This is a genomic window from Nonomuraea sp. H19, assembly GCF_052068215.1.
Taxonomy (GTDB): Bacteria; Actinomycetota; Actinomycetes; order Streptosporangiales; family Streptosporangiaceae; genus Nonomuraea.
Genome location: NZ_JBQHCV010000017.1, coordinates 64,221 through 91,173, shown reverse-complemented (window position 1 = coordinate 91,173; position 26,953 = coordinate 64,221). Strand labels below are relative to the sequence as shown.

The window sequence follows — 26,953 nt, the reverse complement described above, 5'->3', positions numbered from 1 at the left end:
TCCTCCCGGTTGGTTACGCACTTCTGGGTGCCTACTTACCAGAAGAGAGTAACTCTTCCTAGGGTCGTCGGCATGACGAACATGCGTGCACTCATTGGCGGTTCCGGCGCTCCTCGACTGGTGGAGCTGCCGGTGCCGGAGGCAGGACCACAGCAGGTACGGATCAAGGTCGCGGCGGCTGCGGTGAACCCGTTCGACCTCGCCGTGGCGGCGGGGACGCTCGCCGACTACGGCGTGGCCCGGCCGCTGGACTCCTACGGGATCGGGTTCGACGTCGCGGGAACCGTGGACCAGGTGGGCGACGGAGCGGCCTTCCAAGTGGGAGAGGAGGTCGTCGGGCTCATGGCCCGCCTGGAGCTGCCGGTCAAGGCGCAGGCCGAGTACGCGGTGCTCGACGCCTCGGCAGTGGCGCGGGCGCCGCGTGGGTTCACGGCCGTCGAGGCGGCGACGATCCCGCTCAATTCGCTGACCGCCTGGCAGGCACTGGACCGGGCAGGAGTGGGGCCGGGCCGGACCCTGCTCGTGACGGGAGCGGCGGGTGCCGTCGGCGGCTACCTGGTCGAGCTGGCGACGCTGCGCGGGGCACGAGTGGTGGCGGCAGCGGGCGCCGAGGACGAGGAACTGGTGCGAGGTCTGGGGGCGGAGTGGTTCGTGCCCCGGGGCGACGACCTCGCTTCCGCCGTACGAGCCCGGGTGCCCGGCGGTGTGGACGCCGTCGTGGACGCGGCGGTGCTGGGGCTGGCTGCGCTCGACGCGGTCCGGGACGGCGGGGCGTTCGTGGCGCTCTCGGCCGGGGTGGCGCCTGTCGGGCTGCGGGGCATCGACGTCGCCACGGTCTTCTTCCGCGCCGACGCCGCCCAGCTCGGTGAGGTGGTGCGGCTGGTGGAGGCCGGCCGGGTGACGTTGCGGGTGGCGGGCACGTACCCGTTGGAGAAGGTGGCCGACGCGCATGCCCGGCTGGTGGCGGGGGGCGTCCGCGGCCGCCTCGTCCTGGTCCCCTGAGCCCGCGGCCGACCCGGCCCGCTCGCCCGGCGCGGGCGGCGGGCCGGCCGGTGGCCTCAATGGGTGGGCTTGACCAGGGGGAACAGGATCGTTTCGCGGATGTTCTTGCCGGTGAAGGCCATGATCATCCGGTCGATGCCGGCCCCCATGCCACCCGTCGGCGGCATCGCGTACTCCAGGGACTGCAGGAAGTCCTCGTCGAGCTGCATGGCCTCCGGGTCGCCCCCGGCCGCGAGCAGGGACTGCTCCACAAGACGCTGCCGCTGGTCGATCGGGTCATTCAGCTCTGAATAGCCCGTGCCGAGCTCGGTGCCGAAGCCGATCAGGTCCCACTTCTCCGTCAGCAGCGGGTTGTCCCGGTGCAGGCGGGCCAGCGGCGAGGTCTCCAGCGGATAGTCCATGACGAACGTGGGCTGGACCAGCGTGTGCTCCACGAGGGCCTCGAAGAGCTCCTGGACGAGCTTGCCCGCGCCCCACTTCGGGTCCCAGTGGATCTCGCGCTGGTCGGCGATCTTACGGAGCTCCTCCAGGGTGGTGGAGGTCGTGATCTCCTCGCCCACCGCCTCCGACACCAACGTGTACAGCGGGATCCGCGGCCAGGAGGCGAGGCCCAGGTCGACCTCCACACCGTCGTGCACGACCACCGAGGTGCCCAGCGCGGCCAGGACGGCCTTCTGGTACATGCGCTGCGTCAGGTCCGCGATGTCGTTGTAGTCGAGGTAGGTGCCGTACGCCTCGACCATGGTGAACTCGGGGTTGTGCGTGGAGTCCGCGCCCTCGTTGCGGAAGTTGCGGTTGATCTCGAAGACTTTCTCGATGCCGCCGACCACGAGGCGCTTGAGGTAGAGCTCGATCGCGATGCGGAGGTAGAGCTCCATGTCGTAGGCGTTGATGTGGGTCTTGAACGGCCGGGCCGTGGCGCCGCCGTGGATCGGCTGCAGCATCGGCGTCTCGACCTCGAGGTAGCCCTCCTCGTGCCAGAAGTCACGCACCGCGCGCACGGTGGCGCTGCGGATGCGGGCCATCTTCCTGGCTTCGTCGTTGACGATCAGGTCGACGTAGCGCTGGCGGACGCGGGCCTCGGGGTCGGTGAGGCCGACGTGCTTCTCCGGCAGCGGGCGCAGGCACTTGGCGGTGATCTGCCAGCTCTCGGCCAGGATCGACAGCTCACCCCGGCGCGAGGTGATGACCTCGCCGATCACGCCCACGTGGTCGCCCAGGTCGACGTCGCGCTTCCAGCGGGCGAGCGACTCCTCGCCGACCTTGTCGAGCGAGATCATGACCTGCAGGTCTGCGCTGCCGTCGCGGAGCGTGGCGAAGCAGAGCTTGCCGCCCACGCGGCTGAGCATGACGCGGCCCGTGACCGCGACCGTGTCGCCGGTGGCGGTGTCGGGCTCCAGGCCCTGGTATTTCTCCTTGACCTCGGCATTGGTCGCCGTGCGGGGGAAATTCACCGGGTAAGGGTCGACGCCTTCGCTGCGAAGGCGGTCGAGCTTCTCCCTCCGGATGCGCATCTGCTCGGGAAGTTCGTCGCTCACAGCATCAAAGAGTAGGGGATATGGCGACCTGCAAGGGCTCGTCGGTCCTCTGCAGGGGCCGTGCAAGAGGACGCCCGTATCAATATCTCACGAGCTCAGGGGGGAGCCGGCAGGGAGCCGGTCCAGGGGAGCTCAAGGAGAGAACATGTTGAAGAAGATCGCGACGGGCTTCCTCGCCGCAGCCGCCACCACCGCTCTGGCCCTGTCGCTTCCTTCCGCCGCCTCGGCCAGCTCGCCCGACTACGACGACTACTCCGACTACTGGGGCTCGGTCTACTCCAAGCACCACCAGGCCAAGGCCAACGGCTGGGTGGGCGTGAACTGGGACCACGACGGGGAGTCCAACGAGGTCCACGTCAAGGGCAAGCTGTACGACCTGGACAACCGCAGCTACGACGAAGGCGGCAAGTGCGCGTACGTGAAGTTCGAGGCCAGCGACTTCGACCACGACTGGTCGCCCGTCTACTCGAAGAAGTACTGCGGCTACCCCGGCTACAAGAAGTTCCACTTCCAGGAGCACGACGTCTTCGCCCTGCGGGCGAAGGTGTGCCAGATCGGCCTGCACAGCAACTACCCGAAGAAGTGCGGCTCCTGGGAGTACATCTACACCGCCGAGAGCGAGTAGTCCTCCTGCGGTCATATGCGCAAGCGGCCCCCTTACCCGAGGGGGCCGCTTTCCTATGTGGTGTTCCTGTTGTAGATCAGGCGCAGGCCGATGAGGGTCAGCCACGGCTCGTGTACGTCGATCGAGCGCGACTCGCCCACCACCAGCGCCGCGTGCCCGCCGGTGGCCACCACGGTCACCTCGTCGGGGTCGTCGGCCAGCTCCGCGGTCATGCGCTCGACGATTCCGTCCACCTGGCCGGCGAATCCGTAGATGATGCCGGCCTGCAGGGCCTCCACCGTGTTCTTGGCGATCACCGAGCGCGGCCTGACGAGCTCCACCTTGTGCAGCTGCGCCCCTGCCGCGGCCAGTGCGTCGACCGAGATCTCGATGCCGGGGGCGGTGACCGCGCCGACGTATTCGCCCTTGGCGGAGACCGCGTCGAACGACGTCGCGGTGCCGAAGTCGACGATGACGCAGGGGCCGCCGTACTGGTCGATGGCGGCCAGCGCGTTCACGATCCGGTCGCTGCCGACCTCTTTGGGGTTGTCCATGCGGACGGGCACGCCGGTGCGGATGCCCGGCTCCACGATCACCGCGGTCACGTCGCCGTAGTAGCGGCGGGTCATCTCACGCATCTCGTTGAGCACGCTCGGGACCGTGGAGCAAATGGCGATGCCGTCGATGTCGGTCCCCTTGAGCAGCGGCGACTGCGCCAGCAAGCCTTGGAGCACGACCGCGATCTCGTCGGCGGTGCGGCGGGCGTCGGTGGCCAGCCGCCAATGCTCGATGACGTCCTCGCCCTCGAACAGTCCCAGCACCGTGTGCGTGTTGCCGACATCGATCGTGAGCAGCATCAATTACCCCCGCAGATCCAGTGCGATGTCCAGGGCCGGCGCCGAGTGCGTCAGCGCCCCCACCGCCAGGTAGTCAACGCCAGTTTCGGCCACAGCGCGGGCCGATTCCAAGGTCAATCCCCCGCTGGCTTCGACCGCAATCCTATTTTTCGTCCGATTTTTCACGACTTGCACGGCGCGTGCGGTGTCCTCAATCGTGAAGTTGTCCAGCAGGATTTCCCGGGCCCCTTCGTCGAGCACGGCCTCCAGTTGGTCCAGCCGGTCGATCTCCACCTCGATGGGAAGGTCCGGGTAACGATCCCTGACCGCGCGGAAGGCCTCGGCCACGCCTCCGGCCGCCACCACGTGGTTGTCCTTGATCAGGGCGGCGTCCGACAGCGACATCCGGTGGTTGACGCCGCCGCCGCAGCGCACCGCGTACTTCTCCAGAGCCCGCAACCCCGGCAGCGTCTTGCGGCTGTCGCGCACGCGCGCCGCGGTGCCGCTGATCGCCTCGACCCACCGGCCGGTCAGCGTGGCCACCCCGGACAGGTGCGTGAGCAGGTTGAGCGCGGTGCGCTCAGCGGTCAGCAGGGCCCGCGTCGGACCCTCGACGGTCATCAGCACGTCGCCCGCCCGGACGCGCTCGCCGTCCTTGGCCCTCCGCTCGGTACGCCCCGCGCCCAGCCGTACGAACACCGCCTCCGCCACGGCCAGACCGGCCACGACGCCGTCCTTGCGCGCCACCACGTCGCCCTCCGAGCGCTGGCCCGCCGGGATGGTGGCCAGGCTGGTCACGTCGCCCGCCTCCTGCAGGTCCTCGTCGAGCGCCCGGTCGATCAGCGCGTCCACCTCGGCCGGATCCAGCCCGGCGGCGGTGAGTTCCTGCGCCAGGCGCGGCGGCATCGCGTCGCCGTGCGGCGTGTACGTCATCAGCGGGCCCTCCTCGGTCAGGGTCACGTCCAGGTGGCCCAGCCATTCGTTGTCGTCGCGCGTGTCGTGGTCCTCGCGCCAGTGCGAGCCACGCGTCTCCAGCCGGGCCGCCGCCGCGCCGGCGAGCACGGTGGCGACGGTGAGCAGGTTCGTGGTCTCCCAGGACTCGGTGCAGGCCGGCACCTCTACAGGCGTCCAGCGGGCGTCGAGCAGCGCCCTGGCGGTGGCCCGCAGCGACTCGCGGCTGCGCAGCACGCTCGCCCCGGTGCTCATGTGGGCCTGGATCCTGGACCTGATCCGCGGGTCGGCCAGCCCGGGCGCGGCCTGGCTCGCGACCGGGTCGCCGGGCTCAGGGCGTACCCGGTGGATGTCCTCGGCGATACGCTCGGCGAAGACGAGCCCTTCGAGCAGGGAGTTGGAGGCCAGCCGGTTGGCGCCGTGCACACCGGTGCAGGCGACCTCGCCGCAGGCGTACAGGCCGTCGATGGAGGTACGCCCGCGCAGATCGGTACGGACGCCGCCGCTGGCGTAGTGGGCGGCGGGCGCCACGGGAATGAGCTCGGCCGCCGGATCGATGCCGTGCTCGCGGCAGATGGCGTAGATCGTGGGGAACCGGGTCTCCCACTTCTCCCTGCCGAAGTGGCGGCCGTCGAGGTAGACGTGGTCGCGGCCGGTCGCGCGCATGGTCCGCATGATCGCCTTGGCCACGACGTCGCGCGGCGCCAGGTCGGCCAGCTCGTGCACGTCCGTCATGAATCTGTTGCCGTCGTGGCCGATCAGGTACGCGCCCTCGCCCCGGACCGCCTCGGAGATCAGCGGCTGCTGGCCCGTCGAGCCCTCGCCCAGCCACAGCACGGTCGGGTGGAACTGGACGAACTCGATGTCGCGCACCACGGCCCCGGCCCGCAGTGCGAGCGCGACCCCGTCGCCGGTGGAGACCACGGGGTTGGTGGTGGCGGCGTACACCTGGCCCATGCCGCCGGTGGCCAGCACCACCGCCCTGGCCCGGACCGCGCCGACGCCGTCCCGTGCCCCCTCCCCCATGACGTGCAGCGTCACGCCCCGGGCCCGGCCCTTGCCGTCCTTGAGCAGGTCGAGCACCAGCGCGTGCTCGATCACCTCGATGGAGGCGGCGCGCACCGCCTCGACGAGCGCCCGCTGCACCTCCGCGCCCGTGGCGTCGCCGCCGGCGTGCACGATCCTGCGCCTCCGGTGCCCGCCCTCACGGGTGAGCTGGAGCTCCCCTTCGGGGGTCCGGTCGAAGCGGGCGCCGCGCGCCATCAGCCGCCGCAGCGCGCCGGGGCCCTCGGTCACCAGCGTCCGCACGGCCCGCACGTCGCACAGGCCGACCCCGGCGAGCAACGTGTCGCTCAGGTGCTCCTCGGGCGTGTCACGGGGGTCGAGCACAGCGGCGATGCCGCCCTGGGCCCACCGCGTCGAACCGGACGACAGCACGTCCTTGGTGACGACCAGGACCTTGGCGGCCGGGTCCAGCTCGGCGTAGCGCAGGGCCACGGTCAGGCCCGCGATGCCGGAGCCCACGACGACCACGTCGGCCGCGGCGGTCCAGCCGGGCGCGGGCGCGGTCAGCCGCAGGGGAATCGCCGGTGCGCTCATGGGGCTCTCCTCACTGAGGCAATTTCGTCAACATGACGATAACGCGCGGCGCCGCGTGTTCATGCCCCGGGGTGTCAGAGTCCCTCGGTCTTCCTGATGAACGCCGCGTACTCGGCGAACGGCTCCAGCCCCACGGCCGCGCGGCGCTCGTCGAGGAGGCCGGGTTCTTCGATCGGCATGGGTTCCAGGCCGTCGCCGCCGTCGTGGAACTGCGTGCCGTACAGCTGGGGGCGGCCGGAGCGCACGCGTACCCGGTCCTCCAGGTACGCCAGGTCGCGCGGCGAGGCCTCGTCGCTCTCCACGGCCTCGGCCATCAACGCGCGGAAGAGGCGCTGCGCCTCCAGCGAGGTGGCGTGCTGCGCCAGCAGCCAGGCTCCCCGCGCGGCCCGCGCCCCGACCTGCGAGACCCGCGGCCAGCCGCGGTTGGCGACCACCGAATAGAGCCAGGCGGTGTTGCCCTCGTCCAATCTCTGGAGCCGGGCCAGCCGCCGGTCGCCGGGAAAGCCTTTGGCCGGGTCACGCATGGCCTGGTCGACCTTCATCCGCCGGAGCAGTTCGTCCCGTAACTCCTCGTCGGTCATGATTCCGACGATAATCCGCCTCGGGCGCGATTCAAGGTGAGGGTGACGTTGTCGATCAGCCGCGTGTTACCGGCTTTCGCGGCCACCGCGAGAATCGCCGGACCCGCGTACGACTCGCTCACCTCGGTGAACGTGGCCGGATCCACCAGCACCAGATAGTCCACGGCGAGCTCGGGCTGGGCCGCGTCGAGCACCGCCTGGGCCGCCGCGCGGATCCTCGACGGAGCAGCCTCGGCCGCGCCGGCCCGCAGGGCGCGGGAGAGCGCCAGCGCCCCCTGGCGGTCGCTCGCGGACAGGTAGCGGTTGCGGCTGGACAGGGCCAGGCCATCGGGCTCGCGTACGGTGGGCGCGCCGACGATCTCGACCGGCACGTCGAGGTCGGCGACCATGCGGCGGATCAGCGCGAGCTGCTGGGCGTCCTTCTGCCCGAAGACCGCCACGTGCGGCTGGACCAGGTTGAACAGCTTGAGCACGACCGTCAGCACGCCGTCGAAGTGCCCCGGCCTGGAGGCACCCTCGACGATCGTGCCCATCTCGCCGGAGGACACGCTGACCTGGCGCTCTGGGCGGTAGATGTCCTCGGCGGCCGGATGGAACACCACGTCCACGCCCTCGGCCCGGCAGATCTCAAGGTCCGCGTCGAATGTACGGGGATAGCGTGAAAAATCCTCGTTTGGACCGAATTGCAAAGGGTTGACGAAGATGCTGACCACGACCTGATCAGCCCTGGCACGGGCGAGCCGCATCAGCGACCGGTGCCCCTCGTGCAGCGCGCCCATGGTCGGCACCAGGGCCACCTCACCACCGGCACGCGCCTTGACCAGATCTTCCCGGTTTCTGGCGACGATCAGATCCATAGCTGCCCTCCGCCCGCGACTGTCAGGTCCATATATTGCCCCCCAGCGCGTCGAGCAGCCGCTCCGCCTCCTCCGGTTTGAGCAACCCCGCCGCCAGCGCCCGGTCGGCCGTCAGCCGGGCCAGCGCGATGTAGGCGTCGGCGGCTTCCGGGGCCGCGAGGATCAGCGCGTCCACGTGCTTGCGCACGGTCCCCGCGTCACCGCGGACGACCGGGCCCGTCAGACCCGCGATGCCCAGCCGCAGCACGTTGTCGAGCGCGGCGCCGAGCAGCGGGCCGAGCATCCGGCCCGGGTGATCGACGCCGATGCGGCGGAGCAGGTCTGACGACTCCGCGATGAGCGTGACCATGTGGTTGGCCGCCCCGGCCAGCGCCGCGTGGTAGAGCGCGCGGTCGGCGTCGGCGATCCAGACCGGCTCGCCGCCCATCTCGATCACCAGCGCCTCGGCGATGGGCCGCAGCACGTCGGGCGCGGTCACGCCGTACGAGATGCCGGTGAGCTTGTTGAGGTCGTCGTCCCTGCCCGTGAACGTCATCACCGGGTGCAGCGCGAGCGGCAGCGCGCCGGCCTTGGCCGCCGGGTCCAGCACGGACAGCCCGTAAGCCCCGCTGGTGTGCACCAGCAGCTTGCCCCGGAGGTCGGCCCCGGTGGTGGCCAGCCCGTTGACGAGATCGGGCAACGCGTCGTCGGGCACGGTGAGCAGGATCAACTGGGCAGCCGCCACCACCTCGTCGGGTCGCGACAGCGTCACGCCGAGCCGCTCGGCGGCCCAACGCTGGGAGTTGTCCGAGACACCGCTCGCGGCCACGACGCGATGCCCTGCCTGCGCCAGCGCGGCACCGAGAGCCGAGCCGACCTTGCCCGCCCCGAGCACGCCGACAGTCAGCCGGGCCGGGCGATCACCTGCGTCCATGACGTCACACCCCTGTCGACTGGTGGCACTGCCGACCAGCGTAACGGCCTCTCAGGTGTGCATATGTGACCACGGTTTTGCCGCATGTTGAGTTAACGGCAAAACGGACAAGGGCATACAAAACGGTGCACCCCCTGTCGGAAGAGATGAGGAAAGGGGTTCATCTCAACAGGCGCGGGCGCCGAGTCCTTCACCCGGACGCGACGCCCGCACAGAGTGTGAGCCTCTTGGAGGTGCGCCGGCCGGTTCATCCGCCGACTTGATCGGCCGGGACAGAGCCCGGATCGGACCGCGCCGGTCCGGGCTCCCCCTTGCTCAGCAGTACCGACAACACCGGGTAGCCATCTGCTGACCCTCTGTGCCACCTTGGTCTCGTGACAGGGGCGGCGGAGGACTTCGGCTCGCAGGCGAGGGCGGAGCGTTTGCGTGGCGGAGGAGGTCAGGAGATAGTCCAGGACATGTGGCTCACGTGGCGCGCCGCAACAGAGCGAGCGCTGTACGGCGAGAAGGGCTTCTACCTCCGCGAACGGCCGTCGGGCCACTTCCGCACCTCCGTCAGCGCCTCGGCCGCGTTCGCCGAGGCGGTCCTGGCGCTGCTGAGGGAGGTGGACGCCGAGCTCGGCGAGCCCGACGCGCTCGACCTGGTGGACGTCGGCGCGGGCGAGGGCATGCTCGTCGCCCAGGTGCTGGCCGCGGCCGAGCCCGCGCTGCGCGCCCGGTTGCGCGTCACCGCCGTCGATCTGTCCCCCAGGCCGGAGGGCCTGCCCGAGCGGATCGACTGGAGCAGCGAGCTGCCGGCGAGCATCACCGGCCTGGCCATCGCCAACGAGTGGCTCGACAACATCCCGCTCGACGTGGCGGAGCAGACGCCGGAGGGTCCCCGGCTGGTCATGGTCAACGTCTGTACGGGCGACGAGCGCTTGGACGGACCTCCGGCCCCGGCCGACCGTGAGTGGCTGGACCGGTGGTGGCCGCTGTGCCGCGTGGGCGCGCGCGCGGAGATCGGCAGGCCCCGTGACGAGGCGTGGGCGTCGGTCGTGACCCGCCTCACCAGGGGCCGGGCCATCGCCATCGATTATGCACACCCTGTGGATAACCGACCCCTGTGCGGCACGCTCACCGGTTACCGCGACGGCGCGGTGGTAGCCCCTATCCCCGACGCGACCTGCGATATCACGGCCCATGTCGCGCTCGACGCGTGCGCGGAGGCCGGTCGGCGAGCCGGTGCGATATCCACAGCCTTGTCCACACAGCGTGCCGCGTTGCGGGCATTGGGGATAACCGGCGCACGGCCCCCCATCGACCTGGCCCGCACCGATCCGCGGGCCTACCTCCGCGCCCTGGCGAGGGCCTCGGAGGAGGCGGAGCTGATCGACCCGTCGGGGCTCGGCGGCTTCGGCTGGCTCATCCAGCGACGCTGAGTTCCAGGGCGTGCAGGCCGCGGATGATGTAGCCGGGCTTCCAGACAGGCTCCTGCCGCAGCTCCAGCTTGGCCGCCCGGTCCAGCAGCGCGCCGAACGACTCCATGAGCTCGATGCGGGCCAGCGGCGCCCCGAGGCAGAAGTGGATCCCGGCCCCGAAGGAGATGTGCGGGTTGTCGGCCCGGCCCACGTCGAGCCGGTCCGCGTCCTCGAACACGGCCGGATCGCGGTTGGCCGCGCCGAACAGCAGCGCCACCTCCGAGCCGCGCGGGATCGTCACGCCGTGGACCTCGATGTCCTCCAGCACCCACCGCTCGAACATCTGCAGCGGCGTGTCCCAGCGCATCAGCTCCTCGACGGCCGTGGGCAGCAGCGAGCGGTCCGCGCGCAGCCGTACCAGCTCGTCCGGGTTTCTGAACAGGGACCACCAGCCGTTGCCGGTCACGTTCACGGTGGCCTCGTGACCGGCGTTGAGCAGCAGGACGCAGGTGCCGACCAGCTCGTCCTCGGTCAGCTCGGGAATCTGGGTGAGCGCGCTGATCAGGTCGTCGCCGGGCTTCTCGCGGCGCTCGCCGGCCAGAGACTTGAGGTAGCCGGCGAACTCCGCCGCCGCGCGTACCGCGGTGTGCTGAGCCTCGATGCCGGGGTTGAGCTCGTACATGCCGCAGATGCCGGCCGACCAGGGGCGCAGCAGCTCGCGGTCGCTCTCGGGGATGCCGAGCATCTCCGCGATCACCGTCACCGGCAACGGCTCGGCGACCTCGGCGATCACATCCCCGCCGCCCTTTTCCACGTACGCGTCCACCAGGTCCTCGGCCATGGCCCGCACGCGGGGCCGCAGGGACTCGACCATGCGCGGCGTGAACGCCTTGGAGACCAGCCGGCGCAGCCTGGTGTGCACCGGCGGCTCCACGTCGAGCATGCCTGCCCTGATCACCCGCCAGAACGGCTCCTGGAACTCCGGCTCGGGCTGCTTGCCGAACTCTTCGTGGGAGGCGACGTGAAGGTAGGACCGGCCCAGGCGGCGGTCCCTGAGCAGGGTGTTCACGTCGGCGTGGCGCGAGATCAGCCACTGGTTCGTCGGCTCGAAGTAGCAGACGGGCGCCTCGCGCCTCAGCTCGTCATAGACCCGGTACGGGTAGGCCACGAAATCCGGATTCCAGGGGTCAAAGCGCACTACTTCATCTTAGGCTTGATCACGAGTCTCCTCCGGCTCCAGCTCCTTGGCGTGCCTGCTGCGCATCCGGATGTTCAGCAGCTCCACGATGACCGAGAAGGCCATCGCGAAGTAGATGTAGCCCTTGGGAATGTGCTGGCCCATGCCCTCGGCGACGAGCACCACGCCGATCAGCACCAGGAACGCCAGCGCCAGCATCTTGATGCTCGGGTGCTTGTCCACGAAGCGGCTGATCGGCCCGGAGGCGAACAGCATCACCAGCACCGCGACCACGACCGCCGCGATCATCACGCCGAGCTCGTCCACCATGCCGACCGCGGTGATGACCGAGTCGAGCGAGAACACGATGTCGAGGACCATGATCTGCATGATCACCGAGGCGAAGGACGCGGCGGCGGCCTTCTTGCCGTCCTTGTCGCCGGGGGCGTCCATGCTGTGGCTGATCTCCGTGACGCTCTTGGCCAGCAAGAACAGGCCGCCGAGCAGCAGGATCAGATCGCGCCCCGAGATGTCATGGCCGAAGACGGCGAACAACGGCTCGGTGAGCTGCACGACCCACGACAGCCCGAGCAGCAGGAGCAGGCGGCTGATCAGGGCCGCGGCCAGACCCAGCACACGGGCTCTGTCCCGCTGCTCCGGCGGTAGCTTCCCGGCCAGGATGGAGATGAAGATGATGTTGTCGATCCCTAGCACGATCTCCAGGGCCACCAGAGTGAAGAAGCCGATCCATATCTGTGGGTCCGTCACCCAGGCCAACATCTGTGCACCTCCATGCCACGCGATTGACGACTTCCGGTACCAACGAGTCAGGACCCGCAGAAGTTCGCGGCTTGCAAAACAAGGCGGTGGTTGGGTTATAGTGCGGCACATAGGTCATGAGTGCCAGCGACAAGCCCCGGCTAGCTGGCCGGCAACCCTCGCGTCCGCGGCGGGGTGCCCCGGGTGAAGACCTGGTCCGCCACGAGGGGTGGCGGGCAAGCGCGGGCTCCGTGGCTGCTTCCAGGGGTCCGATGACCCTTGAGGAGATGTGCCGTGTCCACGCTGACGATCTTCAACTCCGTCCCCGCCCAGGCTCCCACGGGCGTTGCCGGCACCGGCCACCGGCCGATTCCGGCGGTGCTGGGGGCCGACCTCGAGGTGCCGGTCAAGGGCGGCAGGCTGGTCGGGTACGCCAATCTCGACTACGCGGCCAGCGCCCCCTGTCTGGAGCCCGTCAGCGCCGCCGTCACTGCCGCGCTCCCGGCCTACTCCAGCGTCCACCGCGGCGCCGGCTACGCCTCCCAGCTCACCACCGCCAGGTACGAGCAGGCCCGCCAGACGGTCAGGGCGTTCGTCGGCGCCCGCCCCGACGACGCCGTGATCTTCACCCGCAACACCACCGACGCCACGAATCTCCTGGCCGGTTGCCTGCCCGCCGGGACCACCACCGTGGTCTTCGACACCGAGCACCACGCCTCACTCCTGCCGTGGAAGCAGTCCGTACGGCTGGCGCCGCCCGCCTTCCCCGGCGATGCCGTACGCGCCGCCGACGAGGCTCTGGCCGCGATCGACGGGCCGAAGCTGCTCGTCGTCACCGCCGCGTCCAACGTCACCGGCGAACTGTGGCCCGTCGCCGCCCTGGCCCACATCGCGCATCGGCACGGCGCCCGCATCCTGGTGGACGCGGCGCAGCTCGTACCGCACCGGCAGGTCAACCTGACCGCGCTCGACCTGGACTACGTGGCGTTCTCGGGCCACAAGCTGTACGCGCCGTTCGGCACCGGAGTGCTGGTCGGGCGGCGGGACTGGCTGGCCGAGGGGGAGCCGTACCTCAAGGGCGGGGGCGCGGTGCGCTCGGTGGGAGAGACCGTCGAGTGGCACGACGACCCCGAGGCGCGCCACGAGGCGGGCACCCCGAACGTGCTGGGCGCCATCGCGCTGGCCGCCGCGTGCGACGCGCTCAGCGCCACCGGCTGGACGGCGCTGGTACGGGAGGAGGAGCGGCTGATCGCGCGGCTGCGGTCCGGGCTGGCCTCGATCGAGGGCGTACGAGAGCTGTCGCTGTGGGGGAACGACCACCCGCGGGTGGGCATCGTGTCGTTCACCGTCGACGGCTACTCGGCTCGTGAGGTGGCCGAGGTGCTGTCCAGCGAGTACGGCATCGGCGTGCGCGACGGCAAGTTCTGCGCGCACCCGTTCCTGCAGCACCTGCTCGGTACGCCCGAGCGCGACGACCAGGAGCGCGTCGAAGGCTGCGAGGACGGAACGGTCGCCGCGGTACGGGCCTCGATCGGCATCGGCTCCACACAGGAGCACGTGGACCGGCTGATCGCGGCGCTGAGGGACCTCGTCGCCCGCTGACGCTCAGCGGTTCGGCGGCTTCGGCGGCTTCGGGTGCTGCTGCTGGTCGTCGGTGACCAGGGAGTCGATGTCCCTCATGCCGTCGTCGTGGGTCGGCTGCCGGGGCACCCTCGGCGGCTCGGCCGGCGTCGCGGACTCCGCGGGCGTCCTCGGGCCTCCCGTCCGCTGGGAGGCCGCTCCAGGCCCTCCCATGGCGGTGTCGCCGCGACCGTGCGCCGCCAGTTCATCCTTCGCCGCGCGGCGTTCGGAGCGCTTGCGGGTGATCGAGCCGATCAGGCCGTCGATCCCGATCCGGCCGCCGCCGAGCGCCAGGAACAGCAGGCTGAGCGCGCCCAGCGCGCCGGCCAGTTCCCAGCCGCCGGTGGTCACCATGACCCCCTTCGTCCCGTGCACGAAGAGGATGGCGCCGAGCATGTTGATCAGCAGGAGCAGCGCCACAGGCCGCACCAGCAGGCCGAGGATCAGGAAGATGCCGCCGACGGCCTCGACGACGGTGGCGTAACCGGCGGCGAGCCCGGGCATGGGGATCCCCATCTGCCTGAACCCCTGCGTCGTTGCGCCCATTCCGCTCTGCCACTTCTCCCAGCCGTGGGCCACGAAGATCACGCCGGTCGCCACCCGTGCGATCAGAGCCGCGACATCGAACACAACTCTCTTCATGGTGATTTCTCCCCCCATTCCATCCCCTCCTCCCCAAGCAGGGACTAGCGATGCATTTCCATACAATTCCTTGACCATCCCCCGCACTGGATCACCACCAGGGACGGTGGCAGCATGGGCCGTATGACGGAACGTGTGGTCGGAATCGGCGCGGGCGCGAAAGAGCTGGCCACCGAGGACATGATCCTCAACATCGGCCCGCAGCACCCGTCCACGCACGGCGTGCTCAGGCTCCGGCTGACGCTCGACGGCGAGCGCATCGCCACCGCCGAGCCGATCATCGGCTATATGCACCGGGGCGCGGAGAAGCTGTTCGAGGTCCGCGACTACCGTCAGATCATCATGCTCGCCAACCGGCACGACTGGCTGTCCGGCTTCGCGAACGAGCTGGGCGTGGTGCTGGCCGCCGAGCGCCTGCTCGGCATGGAGCCGCCGGTCAGGGCCGTGTGGGCGCGGACCTTGCTGGCCGAGCTCAACCGGGTGCTCAACCACCTGATGTTCCTCGGCTCCTACCCGCTGGAGCTGGGCGCGATCACGCCGCTGTTCTACTCCTTCAACGAGCGCGAGCGCATCCAGGCCGTCATGGAGGAGATCTCCGGCGGGCGCATGCACTATATGTTCAACCGGGTCGGCGGGCTGAAGGAGGATCTGCCGCTCGGCTGGCTGGACCGGGTGTCGGAGGCGGTCGCGGAGACCCGCCGCCGGGTGCCGGACATCGAGAACCTCATCCTGCACAACGACATCTTCATCGCCCGCACCAAGGGCGTCGGGGTGCTCACACGCGAGCAGATCATGCAGTACGGCGTCAGCGGCCCCATCGCCCGTGCCTCCGGTGTGGACTTCGACCTGCGGCGCGACGACCCGTACCTGGCCTATTCCGAGTTGCCGGTGAAGGTCGTCACCCGGAGCGCGGGCGACTGCCGAGCCCGCTTCGAGGTGCTGTTCGAGCAGCTCAAGATCTCGCTCGACCTCGCCGAGGCGTGCGTCGACCGGCTGCGCTCGCTGCCTCCGGGGCCGATCAACCAGCGGCTGCCGAAGGTGCTCAAGGTGCCGGAGGGGCACACGTACGCGTGGACGGAGAACCCGCTCGGCATCAACGGCTACTACCTGGTCTCCAAGGGCGACAAGGTCCCGTGGCGGCTCAAGCTGCGCTCGGCCTCCTACAGCAACATCCAGGTGCTGCGCGAGATGCTGCCCGGGCACCTGGTGGCCGACATGGTGGCCATTCTCGGGTCGATGTTCTTCGTCGTGGGTGACATCGACAAGTGAAGACCCACGAGCGCGACCGATATGTGGACTGGCTCCGCGCTCTGAGCCTGGTCGTGGTGGTGGTCTGGCACTGGGCGTTCACGATCCTGGAGTGGAAACCGCACGGCCCCGAGCCCACCAGCCCTCTGGGCTTCACCTCGGGCCTGTGGATCCTCACCTGGCTGCTGCAGGTGCTGCCACTGTTCTTCTACGTCGGCGGCCACGTGCACCTGCTCTCCTGGAACCGGGCCCAGGCACGCGGCGTCGGCATCGGCGCGTTCGTGCTGCGGCGGCTCCGTGCGCTGGCTTTACCGGCGCTGTTCCTGTCCGGGGTGTGGATCATCGTCGGCGCGGTGGTCACGTACACGTTCGGGGTCGACTGGATGTGGCGGGTGGTGCTGCTGGTGCTCAGCCCGCTGTGGTTCCTCGGCGTCTACCTGGTGCTGATCGCGCTGCTGCCGGTGGCGCTCTGGCTGCACCGCCGCTACGACGTGCTGACCCTGATCTGGCTCGGCGGGGCGGCGCTCGTGGTGGACGTGGTGCGCTTCCGGTACGGGATCGACGCGGTGGGCTGGCTCAACATGGTCATCGTGTGGGGCCTGGCCCACCAGGCCGGCTTCTTCTACGACCGGATCGTGACCCTGCCCAGGCGCTACGACATCGCCCTGCTCTGGACCGGCATGTTCGCGCTCTTCGGGCTGGTCTACTCGGGCATCTACCCGGGCTCGATGGTGGGCGTGCCCGGCGACAAGTGGTCCAACATGGCGCCGCCGACCTTCGTGATCGTGGCCCTGCTGCTGTTCCAGATCGGGCTGGTCGAGGTGTTGCGGCCGTCAATGGAGAGCGTGCTGCGGCGGCCGCGCTGGAGCCGGGCCAACGCCTTCATCAACCGGTACGCGCTGCCGCTGTTCCTGTTCCACACCACCGGGATGGCGATCGCGCTGGGGCTGTCGTGGTGGCTGTTCGGCACTCTCGGCACCGAGATCCCGCCGGACCTGAAATGGTGGCTGGAGCGCCCGATCGCCGTCATCGGGCCGCTGATCTGCACCGCTCCCGTCATCTACCTCTTTGGCCGCCGTCGCCCGCCGGTCAAGCAAACGCAGGACGAGGAGGTCGGCGGCTCCGTAGGCTCGGACCATGGCTGAGATCGGCTTCCGAGCCAATGCCGAGGACGAGCGGATCATCCGCGCCGCCATGCGAGAAGGCGAGCGGCCGAGCGACGTGATCCGGCGCGCGCTGCGCGTGCTGCACTGCGAGATGTGGCAGGAGGGGCTGCGTCGCGAGGCCCGGCGGCAGAACGGCGAGGACCTGTCCGGCGAGCAGGACGGATGGCGCTATTTCGGCTTCTGATCCTCCGGGCCCTTCGGAATGCGACAGGCGTACTCCAGATAGAGAGCCGCGCAGATCAGCGCCACGCAGGACACGAACGAGCCCATCGCGATGAAGAACTCCTCGCGCGGTGTCTCCCGGTCCAGGATCTGCACCGTGTAGAGCGCGAACCCGGCGAACAACCCCCCGAACGCCGCCCCCGCGTACGCCGACGCCTTCGCCAGCGCGGCCAGCCGGGCCACCGCCAGCGGCTCCACGGGCTTGGTCCCCGGCTTCCTGGCGATCCTGGCCTTGGTGGCCCACGCGCTGTATCCCTCGCCGATGGCCACCAGCAGCACCGTCGGGATCGCAGTCCACGGCATGAGCGGCAGCTCGGAGTAGAACTGCCGGACCAACGCCCACGACAGCAGGGCGACGATGACGAGGATGCCGACCAGCCGGCCGGGGTGTGTGGGCTTCAATCCGGCCTCTGCAGGTTCAGATCGGCGCGCAGGCGTACACCCTGCGTGTCGAGCCCCTCCAGCAGGTCCGCCACCCGGCCGCGGCCGGGCACCGCGCCTTCGGGATCGGCTTGCGACCACGGGACGAGCACGAACGCGCGCTCGTGTGCGAGCGGATGCGGCAGCGTCAGCTCGACGTCGTCGCAGACGGTGTCACCCACGACGATCAGATCGACGTCGAGCGTGCGCGGCCCCCAGCGCTCCGAGCGGACCCGCCCGAAGGCGTTTTCCACGCTCTGCGCCCGTTCCAAGAGCGTGCGCGGCGGCAGCGTGGTCTCGGCGATCACGATGGCGTTGAGGTAGGCGTCCTGACCGGGAGGCCCGCCGACCGGGTCGGTCTCGTAGACCGGCGACGCCTTGACGAACTCCAGCCCCGGGGCGTCGAACAGGGCGTCCACGGCGCCCTGCAGGATCTGGAACCTGTTGCCCAGATTGCTGCCGAGGGCGAGAACGGCCTTCATGCGCGGCTCCGCTCGATCGTCACGACCACATCGTCGAACGGCAGCGGGATCGGCGCCGCCGGCTTGTGCACGCTCACCTCGACCTTGTGCACCAGCTCGCGGGCCAGGCACACGTCCGCCAGGCGCTGCGCGAGCGTCTCGATCAGCTCCACCGGCTCGCCCTGCACCACCTCGACCAGGTCCTCGGCCAGCTCACCGTAGTGCACGGTCTTGGTCAGATCGTCGTCGGCCGCAGCCGGCGCGGTGTCGAGGAACAGCGTCGCGTCGACCACGAACTCCTGCCCGAGCTCCCGCTCGGCAGCGAGCACGCCGTGCCGCCCCCGCGCGCGCAGGCCCTTGAGAGCGATGCGATCAGCGCTCAAGCTCGCCTTCCTCCTCCTCGTCGTCGTCGCCCTGGAGCACCGGCGAGCCATGATGCATCCACAGCCGCCAGCCCTGCGGGGTGCGGATGTAGACGTTGCTGGCCACCACCTTGCCCGCGGCGAAGCTCGACTCACCCTCCTCGCCTGCGGTGAGGATGTTCTCCACGCAGGTGAGCACGGCCACGTCGCCCAGCACGGTGGTGTTGACGTCGGTCAGCACGAACTGGATGTAGGTGGTGTTGGCCATGATCAGCGCCCATGACCGGAGCACCTCCGACCGGCCCGCAAGCAGGGTCCAGCCGGGATGCACACAGCTCACCTGGTCGTCGGCCGTGTCCTCCGCCCAGATGTCCGTCATCTTGTCGAGATCGCCGCTCTCGATGGCGGTGTAGAACTCCTGATTGACCGTCTCGATGGCGGCCGTGTCGACGCTCATGTGTTGGCTCCGGCTCTCTTCCATGCGGCGGCCACGCGTACGGCATCGGCGTTGGGGCCCACGCTGTGCACACGTACGCACCAGGCGCCCGCACGCGCGGCCAGCGCGGTCACCGCCAGCGTGGCATCGTCGCTGCGGCTGAACGTCCTGGGCGTGCCGTCGGGCCCGGCCAGCAGCCGCCCCAGGAACCGCTTGCGCGATGCCCCGATGAGCAGCGGATAGCCCAGCTCGGCCAATTGGGGGATCCCGGCGAGCAGCGCCCAGTTGTGCTCGGCGTTCTTGGCGAAACCGAGGCCGGGGTCGAGCACGATCTGCTCCTCCGACACGCCCTCGGCCAGCACCAGATCGACCCGCTTGCTCAGCTCCTCGCGCACCTCCGTGACCACGTCCGCGTAAACGGCGCGGCTGTCCATGTCATGACTGTGGCCGCGCCAGTGCATCACCACGTAGGGGACGCCGGTCGCGGCCACCACGCGCGGCATCTCGGGATCGGCCAGCCCGCCGCTCACGTCGTTGACCAGCCGCGCACCTGCCTCGACCGCGGCCTTGGCGACCTCCGCGCGCATCGTGTCGACGCTGACGGTCACCCCCTCGGCGGTCAGCGCCCTGATCACCGGGACGACCCTGGCCAGCTCTTCCTCCAGCGACACCCTCGCCGCGCCGGGACGGGTGGACTCGCCGCCCACGTCGACCAGGTCGGCGCCCTCCTCGACCAGCTCGAGGCCGTGCCGGATGGCGGCCTCCTCGTCGAACCACAAGCCCCCGTCCGAGAACGAGTCAGGCGTCACATTGACCACACCCATGACGAGGCACCGCTGCGTACCTCCCGGCACGTTGATGGGCACGCTAGTCATGGGCCAAGCCTAGGCGTTCCCTCACACATGCCGACATCGTGGGTACCCAGTCAGCGGCCGAGAATGAGCGCCATGGCCTCTGAGCGGGTCTTGTCGCTGGTGCGGAAGTCGCCGCGGACGGCCGAGGTGACGGTCCTGGCACCCGGCTTGCGTACGCCGCGCATCGTCATGCACAGATGCTCGGCCTCGACCACCACGATCACCCCGCGCGGCTCCAGCACCCGCATGAGCGCGTCGGCGATCTGGGACGTCATGCGCTCCTGGACCTGGGGGCGGCGGGCGAACACGTCCACCAGGCGGGCCAGCTTGGAAAGACCCGTGACCTGCCCGTTCTCGTTGGGGATGTAGCCGACGTGGGCCAGGCCGTGGAACGGGACCAGATGGTGCTCACACGTCGAATAGACCTCGATGTCCTTGACGAGGATCATCTCGTCGTGATCGACGTCGAAGACCTTGGTCAGCACGTCTTCCGGCGTCTGGCCGAGCCCTGAATACTGCTCGGCCATGGCCCTGGCGACCCTGGCGGGCGTCTCGAGAAGGCCGTTACGGTCGGGATCCTCGCCGATGGCGTAGAGGATCTCGCGGACGGCCTTCTCGATCCGCCCCAGGTCTACGTCGTGCTGTGTCACGCAATATCTCCGTGCTGGGTCACACAATGTCTCCGCGCAGAGTTACGCGGAGTCCCCGGACGGGAGGGCGCCCTGGTGGCCCGAGGTGAGCGAGCCGTTGGCCGACTGCTCCTTCGGGGTCAGGATCGGCGGGCGGTCCGAGGGAAGCCGCTTGCCGTAGCCCGCGTAGGACGGACGGTGCTCCTTGACGACCACCGGAGCGAAGATCTGCAGCACCTGCTCGCGGGAGAGGGTCTCCTTCTCCATGAGCTCGAGCACCAGGTTGTCGAGCACGTCGCGGTATTCGACCAGGATGTCCCACGCCTGGTCGTGCGCCGTCTCGATCATCCGGCGGACCTCCTCGTCGATCGTGGATGCGATCTTCTCGGAGTAGTCGCGCTCGTGGCCCATCTCCCGGCCGAGGAAGACCTCGGCCTGGCCGGAGCCGAACTTACGGGCGCCGAGCTGCTCGCTCATGCCGTATTCGGTCACCATGCGGCGGGCGACCGCCGTGGCCTTCTCGATGTCGTTGGAGGCGCCGGTGGTGGGCTCGTGGAAGACGAGCTCCTCCGCCGCGCGGCCGCCGAGCAGCATCGCGAGCTGGTCCATCATCTCCGACCTGGTGGCCAGGAACTTGTCCTCCATCGGCAGCGTCATCGTGTAACCGAGTGCGCGGCCGCGGGACAGGATCGTGATCTTGTGGACCGGGTCGGAGTTGGGTAGCGCGTGCGCCACCAGCGCGTGACCGCCCTCGTGATAGGCGATCATCTTCTTTTCCTTGTCGGACATGACCCGCGACTTGCGCTCGGGCCCTGCCATGACACGGTCGATCGACTCCTCGAGGAGGTCCATCGTGATCAGCTTCTCGTCGGCCCGCGCGGTGAGCAGGGCGGCCTCGTTGATCACGTTGGCCAGGTCGGCGCCGGTGAACCCGGGGGTGCGGCGCGCGATGACGTCGAGGTCGACGTTGGGCGCGAACGGCTTGCCGCGGCCGTGGACCTTGAGGATGCCCTTGCGGCCCTCCAGGTCGGGACGGTCGACGGTGACCTGCCGGTCGAAACGGCCCGGGCGCAGCAGCGCCGGGTCGAGGATGTCGGGCCGGTTGGTCGCGGCGATGAGGATCACGCCGCCCTTGACGTCGAAGCCGTCCATCTCGACGAGCAGCTGGTTGAGGGTCTGCTCGCGCTCGTCGTGACCGCCGCCCAGGCCGGCGCCGCGGTGGCGGCCGACGGCGTCGATCTCGTCGATGAAGATGATCGCCGGGGCGTTGGCCTTCGCCTGCTCGAACAGGTCACGGACACGCGAGGCGCCGACACCGACGAACATCTCGACGAAGTCGGAACCGGAGATCGAGTAGAACGGCACGCCGGCCTCACCCGCGACGGCGCGGGCCAGCAGCGTCTTACCGGTGCCGGGCGGGCCGTAGAGCAGCACGCCCTTGGGAATCTTGGCGCCGATCGCCTGGAACTTCGCCGGGGCCTGCAGGAACTCCTTGATCTCCTGGAGCTCCTCGATGGCCTCGTCGGCACCCGCGACGTCGGCGAACGTGGTCTTGGGGGTGTCTTTGGTGATGAGCTTGGCCTTGGACTTGCCGAAGTTCATCACCCGCGAGCCGCCGCCCTGCATCTGGTTCATGATGAACAGGAAGAGCAGCACGATGATGACGATCGGCAGGAAGCTCACCAGGAGGCTGACCAGGAAGTTCTCCTGCGGCACCTCGGTGGTGAAGCTCTTGGTCTTGCCCGCCTGGACCTGAGCCTGGAGCTCATCGGTCAGCTTGCTGCCGTAACCGGTGACCCAGTCGGACTGGATCAGCTTCGTCGGCTGGTCACCGGGCCTGACGACGACCGGGTTGGTCAGCGTCACCTCGATGCGGTTGTCCTTGTCAACGATCTTGGCGTTGCTGACGTTTCCGGAGCGAATCTGCTGGAGAACCAAGGACGTGTCGGCCTGCTTGTAATTACCGCCGCCACTCCACAGCTGGGTGACGAGCAGGAGCAGCACGACGATGCCCAGGATCCACAGCAGTGGCCCACGTGTAAATCGCTTGAGATCCATCCGATGCGGAACCCCTTGCGGGCCCGTCCCTTCCTGACCATGGCCTGGAACCCCGGGCTGGCCCGGGGCCGCGGCATCCGACACCGCGACTTCTGACTACCCGAAGGGGACAAGCCCCCCCGGAGTCTGAAGGTACACCGGCAGAGCGCACGGAGGGACCGCACGCTGAACCGGTCTTGCCCTATCAACGTACGTCACGTTGCGCGATGTTCCCGGCCATGGCAAGAGTTGCTACTTATAAACGTGCGGCGCGAGCGTCCCGATGAACGGCAGGTTCCGGTATCGCTCGGCGTAGTCCAGCCCATAACCGATGACGAACTCGTTGGGAATGTCAAACCCGACGTATTTCACCCCGATGGGCACCTTCACCGCATCCGGCTTGCGCAGCGCGGCACAGATCTCCAGCGAGGCCGGATTGCGCGATTTCAGGTTTTCCAGCAGCCAGTGCAGCGTCAGGCCGGAGTCGATGATGTCCTCGACGATCAGCACGTGGCGGTTCATGATGTCGGTGTCGAGGTCTTTCAGCACCCGTACGACGCCGGACGACTTGGTGCCCGCGCCGTACGACGACACCGCCATCCAGTCCATCTGCACGGGCACGTGCAACGCCCTGGCCAGGTCGGCCATCACCATGACGGCGCCCTTCAGCACGCCGACGAGCAGCAAGTCCTTACCCGCGTAGTCCGCGTCGATCCGCCCGGCAAGCTCTTTGATCTTGCCCTGGAGCTCGTCCTCGGGAATGAGGACCTTTTCCAGGTCATTGCCCATGTCGGCAGCGTCCACCTGTGGTTCCTTACGCGATGGGACTGATGGCGAATATCAGGGTGCCATACCGCCGGACGGCGGACAGACTCCCGGGGAGGTCCACCGCCTTCTGCCCGTGCCAGCGCGTGACAAGCCGGTCCACGGCCAGCACGTGAGTGGCCGACAAAGCGCCGGACGGAGCGCCCGCGGCGATGGCCGCCCGCCGCAGCACCCGCCGCCTGACGGCGTCGGGAAGCTTTTCCAGCTCTGGTACGGCCAGTGTCACCGAACCAGGGATATCGCTAAGAGCGCAAACCTGGTACGCCGATTCGGCCCACTGGTCTAGGGCGTCGGCGTCCTCGCGCGCCATCCTCGCGGTCCTGGCGAGCGCCTCGGCCACTCCTGGGCCGAGCTCGTCCTCCAGGACGGGGAGGATCTTCCTGCGTACGCGGACCCTCGTGTAGCGGGGGTCCGCGTTGTGCGGGTCGTCCCAGGGGGTGAGGTTCATGGCACGGCAGGCGGCCACGGTGGAGGCTCTGGGGAGGTGGAGGAAGGGTCTGCGGTAGCGGCCGGCTTGCGGGGCCATGCCGGAGAGCGAGCGTACGCCGCTGCCCCTGGCCAGGCCCAGGAGGACCGTTTCCGCCTGGTCGTCGCGCGTGTGGCCGAGGAGCACCGCGGCGGCCCGCAGCCTGTCGGCCGCTTGGGCCAGGGCGGCGTAGCGCGCCTCCCTGGCCGCAGCCTCGGGGCCGCCCTCCTTGCCCACGGTGACGGTGAGGATCTCCGCGGGGGTCAGGCCGAGGACCTCTCCCTGAGCGGCGACCTGCCGGGCTCGTTCGGCCGATCCCGGCTGGAGCTGATGATCGACGGTGAGCAGGCCGCCCCGCAGGCCCCTCCGCGGTGCCACGAAGGCCAGGGCGGCGGCCAGGGCCAGTGAGTCGGCGCCGCCGCTGCACGCCGCCAGGACCAGCGCGCCGGGGGGCAGGTCGGCCAGTGCTTCACGCACCGCCCTGCGGACGTCGGCTACGGCTGGATGTGGGCCCACGCGTGCCATTGTCCCGGGTCCCCCGCCCTGGAACGGCCACCCCGACCGCGGGTGCGGCGGCACCTGCCGAGTCGGCCGCGCACCCTCACCGCATCACCTGGCGCCGGAGCCAAGCCGAGAGCAACCGACCCAGGATGACGACGGCGGCCCGTGTGCTGGATGGCGACGGGGTTCGAGCCGACAGGGTCCGGACCGGTGGTGGCGGTCCGGACCGGAAGGAGGAGTCAGGCGGGGAGGGCTGACGTGCCGATGACGCGGTTGATCCAGAGGTCCGGGTCGGCGATCTCCGCGGTCGTGGGCAGGGTCTCCGGCGACGTCCAGACCTTGTTGAATCCGTCCATCCCCACCCGGCCCACCACCGTGCGCACGAACGCGGACCCCTCCGCGTACTGCTTCATCTTGACCTCGATCCCCAGCAGCCGCCGCACCGTGCGGTCGAGCCGGGAGCCGCCCTCTCTGCGCTGGGCGAACTTGGCGCGGATCTCGGCCACCGACGGCACCACGGACGGCCCCACCGCGTCCATGACGTAGTCCCCGTGGCCCTCCACCAGCGTCATCACGGCGGTCAGCCGGGCCAGGATCTCCTTCTGGCCGGGCGACTGGATGGCGTCGATCAGGTTGCCCTCGCCGCCGCGCACCACGTCGGCCACCGTGTCGGCGGCGTTGCGCAGGCGTTCGAGCAGCGTGGGCAGGTCGAGGTCGGAGGCGAGCAGGAACTCGGTCATCTGCGAGCGGACGTATTCGCGCAGCCACGTGACGCCCGTGAACTGGACGCGGTGGGTCTCCTCGTGGAGGCAGACCCACAGACGGAAGTCGTGGGGGTCGACGCCCAGCTCGCGTTCGGCGTGCACGATGTTGGGGGCGACCAGCGTGAGGCGGCCCGCCGGCTCCTGGCCCGTGGGGTCGGGCGGGAGGAACAGCTCATATTGGCCCAGCACCCGCGAGGCGAGGAAGGCCAGGACGGCGCCGACCTCCACGCCCGTGATGCGCGAGCCCACGGCGGTGACGATGGCCGGGGGCGGGCTGGCGCTGTTGCCCATGCGCTGCGTCAGCGGTTCGAGCACGACGCGGAAGCCCTCGACGTTCGCCTTGATCCAGCCGGGCCGGTCGACGATGGTCGCGGGCTGCGGCGCGGTCTCTGTATGTATCTTCGTGAACTCGCGCACGTGGCCCTCGGCCTCACGTGACAGGGTGCGGAGCTCGGTGACGGCCTGCCTGGCCTCCTCCCGGCTCACTTGAGGACCGGGGCGCACCAGGCGCGTACCGGTCGTGACGGCCAGATCCCAGTCGATCACCTGCATAATGTCCACCGTACGTGGTCAGCGGTCATGCCGCGAAGGGACGTCGTCAAGACCTCGCGACGATGGCGGCCAGCCGGTCGAGCACAGGCTCGGCATTGACGGGTACGCGGTCGGCCATGAACGCGAACGTCACCAGCCGCCCGTCCTTCGTCGTGGCCATCCCGGCCAGCGTGTTGATGTGGTTGAGCGTGCCGGTCTTGGCGCGTACGAGACCCACCTCCCCCTTGCTGTCACTGTTGACGAACCGCCTGCCGTTGCCCAGCGTGCCGGAGAATCCGGCGATCGGCATGCCGGAGGCGATGGCGTGCAGGTCGGGGTGGCTCGCGGAGCCCGCCATGGCGATGAGCTTGGCCAGGGCGCTGGGGCTGATGCGGTTGCGGGTGGACAGCCCGCTGCCGTCGGAGACCGCGACCCCCTGCCCGGCCCCGATCCGCTGCAGCACCGCGATCACCGCCTTGGTGCCCCCCTCGAACGACGCGGGCTGCCCTTCCTTGAGGGCGACGTGCCTGATCAGGGCCTCGGCGAGGTCGTTGTCGCTCCTGGTCAGCGTGTGCTCGACCAGGGCGTAGATGGGCGCGGAGTCGACCTTGCCGAGCTCGGGGGCGCCCGCAGCGGCCTTGCCGGGGCGTACGGACTTCGACACGTCGATGCCCTGCTTGGTGAGCAGCCTGGCGAAGGCCGCGGCGGCGTAGGCCGGGGGGTTGGTGACGCGGGGGTTGTTGTAGCGCGGGTTCTGGCGGCCCTCGTCCATGGTCAGGGCGTAGACGGGGGCCACCTCGCCGTCGGGGATGTAGTTGGGCTTCCAGCCGGGCGCGCTGGGGGAGCCGACGAACAGCGAGGTGTCGTACGAGAGGGTGACCTTCTTGATGTTCTGTGACTTGAGGGTGGCCGCGGTGCGGGCGGCCAGGGTGGCGAGGGTGGCCTGCTTCGGGTACGCCGGCTTCGCCGAGGGGCCCGCGAGCAGCGGGTCACCGCCCCCGACCAGGACCGCCGTGCCGGGTTTGGCTCCCTGGACGACCCTGGTGGACAGCCGGGTGTCCGGGCCCAGGGAGGCCAGCGCGGCGGCAGAGGTGACGATCTTCGTGGTGGAGGCGGGCACGATGGGGGTGTCGGCGTTGGCGGCGAAGATCCGCTCGCCGGTGGTCGCGTCGAGCACCACGGCGCCGACCCGGTCGCCCACCGCTTTGTCACCCAGGGCGTCGGTGAGCTGCCGCGTCAAAGTACCCTTAGTCGGGAGAGGTCCGTCTCCTGACTTCGCCGAAAGCTGGGCCAGCACCGGCCCCGCGGTGACCACGGGGACGGAGGAAGGCCCTTCCGGCGGTGACGCCGTCGGCTTGGTCGGTGGGGACTGCCTCGCCAACGCGCCCAGGCTGAAGTCGGTGGTCATCGCGTAAACGCCGATGACGATCGTCAGGGCTTGGAGCACGGCGAGGGTGGTCAGCATCACCCACCGGTCGTGCCGCGCCACGTCGCCTGCCCTCTCTCCTGTGTTCGCCTACGAGACATTAACGCCCGACCGGGGGTGCCCGGG

General features: G+C 69.6%; 27 protein-coding genes and 1 riboswitch. Of the genes, 7 read left to right on the top strand and 20 right to left on the bottom strand.

Going from position 1 to position 26,953, the window contains the following annotated elements:
• Positions 1-72: 72 nt before the first annotated feature.
• On the top strand, positions 73-1,002 hold the full coding sequence (locus ACTMTI_RS33245) for an NADP-dependent oxidoreductase (protein ID WP_441124611.1): 930 nt from the start codon (positions 73-75) through the stop codon (positions 1,000-1,002).
• Positions 1,003-1,058: 56 nt separating this feature from the next.
• Here ACTMTI_RS33245 and lysX read toward each other — a convergent pair whose 3' ends face one another.
• Complete coding sequence (lysX, locus tag ACTMTI_RS33240; protein WP_441124610.1) at positions 1,059-2,540, bottom strand: bifunctional lysylphosphatidylglycerol synthetase/lysine--tRNA ligase LysX; 1,482 nt, start codon at positions 2,538-2,540, stop codon at positions 1,059-1,061.
• 145 nt (positions 2,541-2,685) lie between these two features.
• Here lysX and ACTMTI_RS33235 point away from each other — a divergent pair, with 145 nt between their 5' ends.
• On the top strand, positions 2,686-3,165 hold the full coding sequence (locus tag ACTMTI_RS33235; RefSeq protein ID WP_441124609.1) for a hypothetical protein: 480 nt from the start codon (positions 2,686-2,688) through the stop codon (positions 3,163-3,165).
• Between the two features lie 53 nt (positions 3,166-3,218).
• Here the strand turns inward: ACTMTI_RS33235 and ACTMTI_RS33230 are convergent, their stop codons facing one another.
• The 5 genes from ACTMTI_RS33230 to ACTMTI_RS33210 all read right to left on the bottom strand — a co-directional run bounded on the left by ACTMTI_RS33230 (position 3,219) and on the right by ACTMTI_RS33210 (position 8,881).
• Positions 3,219-4,001, bottom strand: coding sequence for a type III pantothenate kinase (locus ACTMTI_RS33230; protein ID WP_441124608.1), 783 nt, complete (start codon positions 3,999-4,001; stop codon positions 3,219-3,221).
• Between the two features lie 3 nt (positions 4,002-4,004).
• On the bottom strand, positions 4,005-6,530 hold the full coding sequence (locus ACTMTI_RS33225; RefSeq protein WP_441124607.1) for an L-aspartate oxidase: 2,526 nt from the start codon (positions 6,528-6,530) through the stop codon (positions 4,005-4,007).
• A 74-nt stretch (positions 6,531-6,604) separates the two neighbouring features.
• A complete protein-coding gene (locus ACTMTI_RS33220; RefSeq protein WP_441124606.1) occupies positions 6,605-7,111 on the bottom strand; it encodes a DUF6624 domain-containing protein in 507 nt (168 codons plus the stop codon).
• Positions 7,108-7,968 carry a pantoate--beta-alanine ligase gene (gene panC, locus ACTMTI_RS33215; protein ID WP_441124605.1) on the bottom strand — a complete coding sequence of 287 codons (861 nt, stop codon included), beginning with the start codon at positions 7,966-7,968 and terminating at the stop codon, positions 7,108-7,110. The genes ACTMTI_RS33220 and panC overlap by 4 nt, the downstream gene beginning before the upstream one ends.
• A gap of 22 nt (positions 7,969-7,990) precedes the next feature.
• Positions 7,991-8,881, bottom strand: a complete 891-nt coding sequence (locus ACTMTI_RS33210) for a Rossmann-like and DUF2520 domain-containing protein (RefSeq protein WP_441124604.1) — start codon at positions 8,879-8,881, stop codon at positions 7,991-7,993.
• Between the two features lie 458 nt (positions 8,882-9,339).
• Here ACTMTI_RS33210 and ACTMTI_RS33205 point away from each other — a divergent pair, with 458 nt between their 5' ends.
• A complete protein-coding gene (locus tag ACTMTI_RS33205; protein WP_441124603.1) occupies positions 9,340-10,302 on the top strand; it encodes an SAM-dependent methyltransferase in 963 nt (320 codons plus the stop codon).
• Here ACTMTI_RS33205 and ACTMTI_RS33200 read toward each other — a convergent pair.
• A complete protein-coding gene (locus ACTMTI_RS33200; protein WP_441124602.1) occupies positions 10,286-11,479 on the bottom strand; it encodes a cytochrome P450 in 1,194 nt (397 codons plus the stop codon). The two genes, ACTMTI_RS33205 and ACTMTI_RS33200, sit on opposite strands and share 17 nt — an antisense overlap.
• A gap of 9 nt (positions 11,480-11,488) precedes the next feature.
• A complete protein-coding gene (locus ACTMTI_RS33195) occupies positions 11,489-12,226 on the bottom strand; it encodes a TerC family protein (RefSeq protein ID WP_441124601.1) in 738 nt (245 codons plus the stop codon).
• A 124-nt stretch (positions 12,227-12,350) separates the two neighbouring features.
• Positions 12,351-12,466: riboswitch (SAM riboswitch) on the top strand.
• A gap of 45 nt (positions 12,467-12,511) precedes the next feature.
• Here ACTMTI_RS33195 and ACTMTI_RS33190 point away from each other — a divergent pair.
• On the top strand, positions 12,512-13,819 hold the full coding sequence (locus ACTMTI_RS33190; RefSeq protein ID WP_441124600.1) for an aminotransferase class V-fold PLP-dependent enzyme: 1,308 nt from the start codon (positions 12,512-12,514) through the stop codon (positions 13,817-13,819).
• A 3-nt stretch (positions 13,820-13,822) separates the two neighbouring features.
• Here ACTMTI_RS33190 and ACTMTI_RS33185 read toward each other — a convergent pair whose 3' ends face one another.
• The gene (locus ACTMTI_RS33185; RefSeq protein WP_441124599.1) at positions 13,823-14,479 is read right to left on the bottom strand and encodes a DoxX family protein; all 657 of its coding nucleotides are present in this window, start codon (positions 14,477-14,479) and stop codon (positions 13,823-13,825) included.
• 123 nt (positions 14,480-14,602) lie between these two features.
• Between ACTMTI_RS33185 and ACTMTI_RS33180 the strand changes: the two genes are divergently transcribed.
• The 3 genes from ACTMTI_RS33180 to ACTMTI_RS33170 are packed head-to-tail and all read left to right on the top strand — an operon-like array spanning position 14,603 to position 17,077.
• On the top strand, positions 14,603-15,748 hold the full coding sequence (locus tag ACTMTI_RS33180) for an NADH-quinone oxidoreductase subunit D (RefSeq protein ID WP_441124598.1): 1,146 nt from the start codon (positions 14,603-14,605) through the stop codon (positions 15,746-15,748).
• Complete coding sequence (locus ACTMTI_RS33175; protein ID WP_441124597.1) at positions 15,745-16,872, top strand: acyltransferase family protein; 1,128 nt, start codon at positions 15,745-15,747, stop codon at positions 16,870-16,872. The genes ACTMTI_RS33180 and ACTMTI_RS33175 overlap by 4 nt, the downstream gene beginning before the upstream one ends.
• The gene (locus tag ACTMTI_RS33170; RefSeq protein ID WP_441124596.1) at positions 16,865-17,077 is read left to right on the top strand and encodes a hypothetical protein; all 213 of its coding nucleotides are present in this window, start codon (positions 16,865-16,867) and stop codon (positions 17,075-17,077) included. Before ACTMTI_RS33175 ends, ACTMTI_RS33170 begins: the two co-directional genes overlap by 8 nt.
• Here the strand turns inward: ACTMTI_RS33170 and ACTMTI_RS33165 are convergent.
• From ACTMTI_RS33165 to dacB, 11 genes are all read right to left on the bottom strand, one after another.
• Entirely contained in the window at positions 17,062-17,517 is a 456-nt protein-coding gene (locus ACTMTI_RS33165; protein ID WP_441124595.1) for a DUF3180 domain-containing protein, read from the bottom strand. The genes ACTMTI_RS33170 and ACTMTI_RS33165 overlap by 16 nt on opposite strands.
• Entirely contained in the window at positions 17,514-18,017 is a 504-nt protein-coding gene (gene folK, locus ACTMTI_RS33160) for a 2-amino-4-hydroxy-6-hydroxymethyldihydropteridine diphosphokinase (RefSeq protein WP_441124594.1), read from the bottom strand. Before folK ends, ACTMTI_RS33165 begins: the two co-directional genes overlap by 4 nt.
• The gene (gene folB, locus ACTMTI_RS33155) at positions 18,014-18,379 is read right to left on the bottom strand and encodes a dihydroneopterin aldolase (RefSeq protein ID WP_441124593.1); all 366 of its coding nucleotides are present in this window, start codon (positions 18,377-18,379) and stop codon (positions 18,014-18,016) included. The genes folK and folB overlap by 4 nt, the downstream gene beginning before the upstream one ends.
• Positions 18,369-18,815, bottom strand: coding sequence for a nuclear transport factor 2 family protein (locus tag ACTMTI_RS33150; protein ID WP_441124592.1), 447 nt, complete (start codon positions 18,813-18,815; stop codon positions 18,369-18,371). Before ACTMTI_RS33150 ends, folB begins: the two co-directional genes overlap by 11 nt.
• Positions 18,812-19,669: a dihydropteroate synthase gene (gene folP / locus ACTMTI_RS33145; protein WP_441124591.1), complete on the bottom strand. Its 858-nt coding sequence runs from the start codon at positions 19,667-19,669 to the stop codon at positions 18,812-18,814. The genes ACTMTI_RS33150 and folP overlap by 4 nt, the downstream gene beginning before the upstream one ends.
• Positions 19,670-19,719: 50 nt before the next feature.
• Positions 19,720-20,325 (bottom strand): GTP cyclohydrolase I FolE, encoded by a 606-nt coding sequence (folE, locus tag ACTMTI_RS33140; protein ID WP_441124590.1) that lies wholly within the window; start codon positions 20,323-20,325, stop codon positions 19,720-19,722.
• A 15-nt stretch (positions 20,326-20,340) separates the two neighbouring features.
• Positions 20,341-22,335, bottom strand: a complete 1,995-nt coding sequence (gene ftsH, locus ACTMTI_RS33135; protein ID WP_441124589.1) for an ATP-dependent zinc metalloprotease FtsH — start codon at positions 22,333-22,335, stop codon at positions 20,341-20,343.
• 231 nt (positions 22,336-22,566) lie between these two features.
• Positions 22,567-23,118: a hypoxanthine phosphoribosyltransferase gene (hpt, locus tag ACTMTI_RS33130; protein ID WP_441124588.1), complete on the bottom strand. Its 552-nt coding sequence runs from the start codon at positions 23,116-23,118 to the stop codon at positions 22,567-22,569.
• 10 nt (positions 23,119-23,128) lie between these two features.
• Positions 23,129-24,130 carry a tRNA lysidine(34) synthetase TilS gene (gene tilS, locus ACTMTI_RS33125; protein ID WP_441124587.1) on the bottom strand — a complete coding sequence of 334 codons (1,002 nt, stop codon included), beginning with the start codon at positions 24,128-24,130 and terminating at the stop codon, positions 23,129-23,131.
• 215 nt (positions 24,131-24,345) lie between these two features.
• Positions 24,346-25,422, bottom strand: coding sequence for a zinc-dependent metalloprotease (locus tag ACTMTI_RS33120; RefSeq protein ID WP_441124586.1), 1,077 nt, complete (start codon positions 25,420-25,422; stop codon positions 24,346-24,348).
• Between the two features lie 46 nt (positions 25,423-25,468).
• On the bottom strand, positions 25,469-26,890 hold the full coding sequence (gene dacB / locus ACTMTI_RS33115) for a D-alanyl-D-alanine carboxypeptidase/D-alanyl-D-alanine endopeptidase (RefSeq protein ID WP_441124585.1): 1,422 nt from the start codon (positions 26,888-26,890) through the stop codon (positions 25,469-25,471).
• Positions 26,891-26,953: the final 63 nt, after the last annotated feature.

What these genes read in the sequence shown, in the direction of transcription:
- ACTMTI_RS33245 (WP_441124611.1), top strand. Translation starts at nt 73, where the DNA reads ATGACGAACATGCGTGCACTCATTGGCGGTTCCGGCGCTCCTCGACTG.
- ACTMTI_RS33235 (WP_441124609.1), top strand. Translation starts at nt 2,686, where the DNA reads ATGTTGAAGAAGATCGCGACGGGCTTCCTCGCCGCAGCCGCCACCACC.
- ACTMTI_RS33230 (WP_441124608.1), bottom strand. Translation starts at nt 4,001, where the DNA reads ATGCTGCTCACGATCGATGTCGGCAACACGCACACGGTGCTGGGACTG.
- ACTMTI_RS33225 (WP_441124607.1), bottom strand. Translation starts at nt 6,530, where the DNA reads ATGAGCGCACCGGCGATTCCCCTGCGGCTGACCGCGCCCGCGCCCGGC.
- ACTMTI_RS33220 (WP_441124606.1), bottom strand. Translation starts at nt 7,111, where the DNA reads ATGACCGACGAGGAGTTACGGGACGAACTGCTCCGGCGGATGAAGGTC.
- panC (WP_441124605.1), bottom strand. Translation starts at nt 7,968, where the DNA reads ATGGATCTGATCGTCGCCAGAAACCGGGAAGATCTGGTCAAGGCGCGT.
- ACTMTI_RS33210 (WP_441124604.1), bottom strand. Translation starts at nt 8,881, where the DNA reads ATGGACGCAGGTGATCGCCCGGCCCGGCTGACTGTCGGCGTGCTCGGG.
- ACTMTI_RS33205 (WP_441124603.1), top strand. Translation starts at nt 9,340, where the DNA reads ATGTGGCTCACGTGGCGCGCCGCAACAGAGCGAGCGCTGTACGGCGAG.
- ACTMTI_RS33185 (WP_441124599.1), bottom strand. Translation starts at nt 14,479, where the DNA reads ATGAAGAGAGTTGTGTTCGATGTCGCGGCTCTGATCGCACGGGTGGCG.
- ACTMTI_RS33180 (WP_441124598.1), top strand. Translation starts at nt 14,603, where the DNA reads ATGACGGAACGTGTGGTCGGAATCGGCGCGGGCGCGAAAGAGCTGGCC.
- ACTMTI_RS33170 (WP_441124596.1), top strand. Translation starts at nt 16,865, where the DNA reads ATGGCTGAGATCGGCTTCCGAGCCAATGCCGAGGACGAGCGGATCATC.
- folK (WP_441124594.1), bottom strand. Translation starts at nt 18,017, where the DNA reads ATGAAGGCCGTTCTCGCCCTCGGCAGCAATCTGGGCAACAGGTTCCAG.
- ACTMTI_RS33150 (WP_441124592.1), bottom strand. Translation starts at nt 18,815, where the DNA reads ATGAGCGTCGACACGGCCGCCATCGAGACGGTCAATCAGGAGTTCTAC.
- folP (WP_441124591.1), bottom strand. Translation starts at nt 19,669, where the DNA reads ATGACTAGCGTGCCCATCAACGTGCCGGGAGGTACGCAGCGGTGCCTC.
- ftsH (WP_441124589.1), bottom strand. Translation starts at nt 22,335, where the DNA reads ATGGATCTCAAGCGATTTACACGTGGGCCACTGCTGTGGATCCTGGGC.
- tilS (WP_441124587.1), bottom strand. Translation starts at nt 24,130, where the DNA reads ATGGCACGCGTGGGCCCACATCCAGCCGTAGCCGACGTCCGCAGGGCG.
- ACTMTI_RS33120 (WP_441124586.1), bottom strand. Translation starts at nt 25,422, where the DNA reads ATGCAGGTGATCGACTGGGATCTGGCCGTCACGACCGGTACGCGCCTG.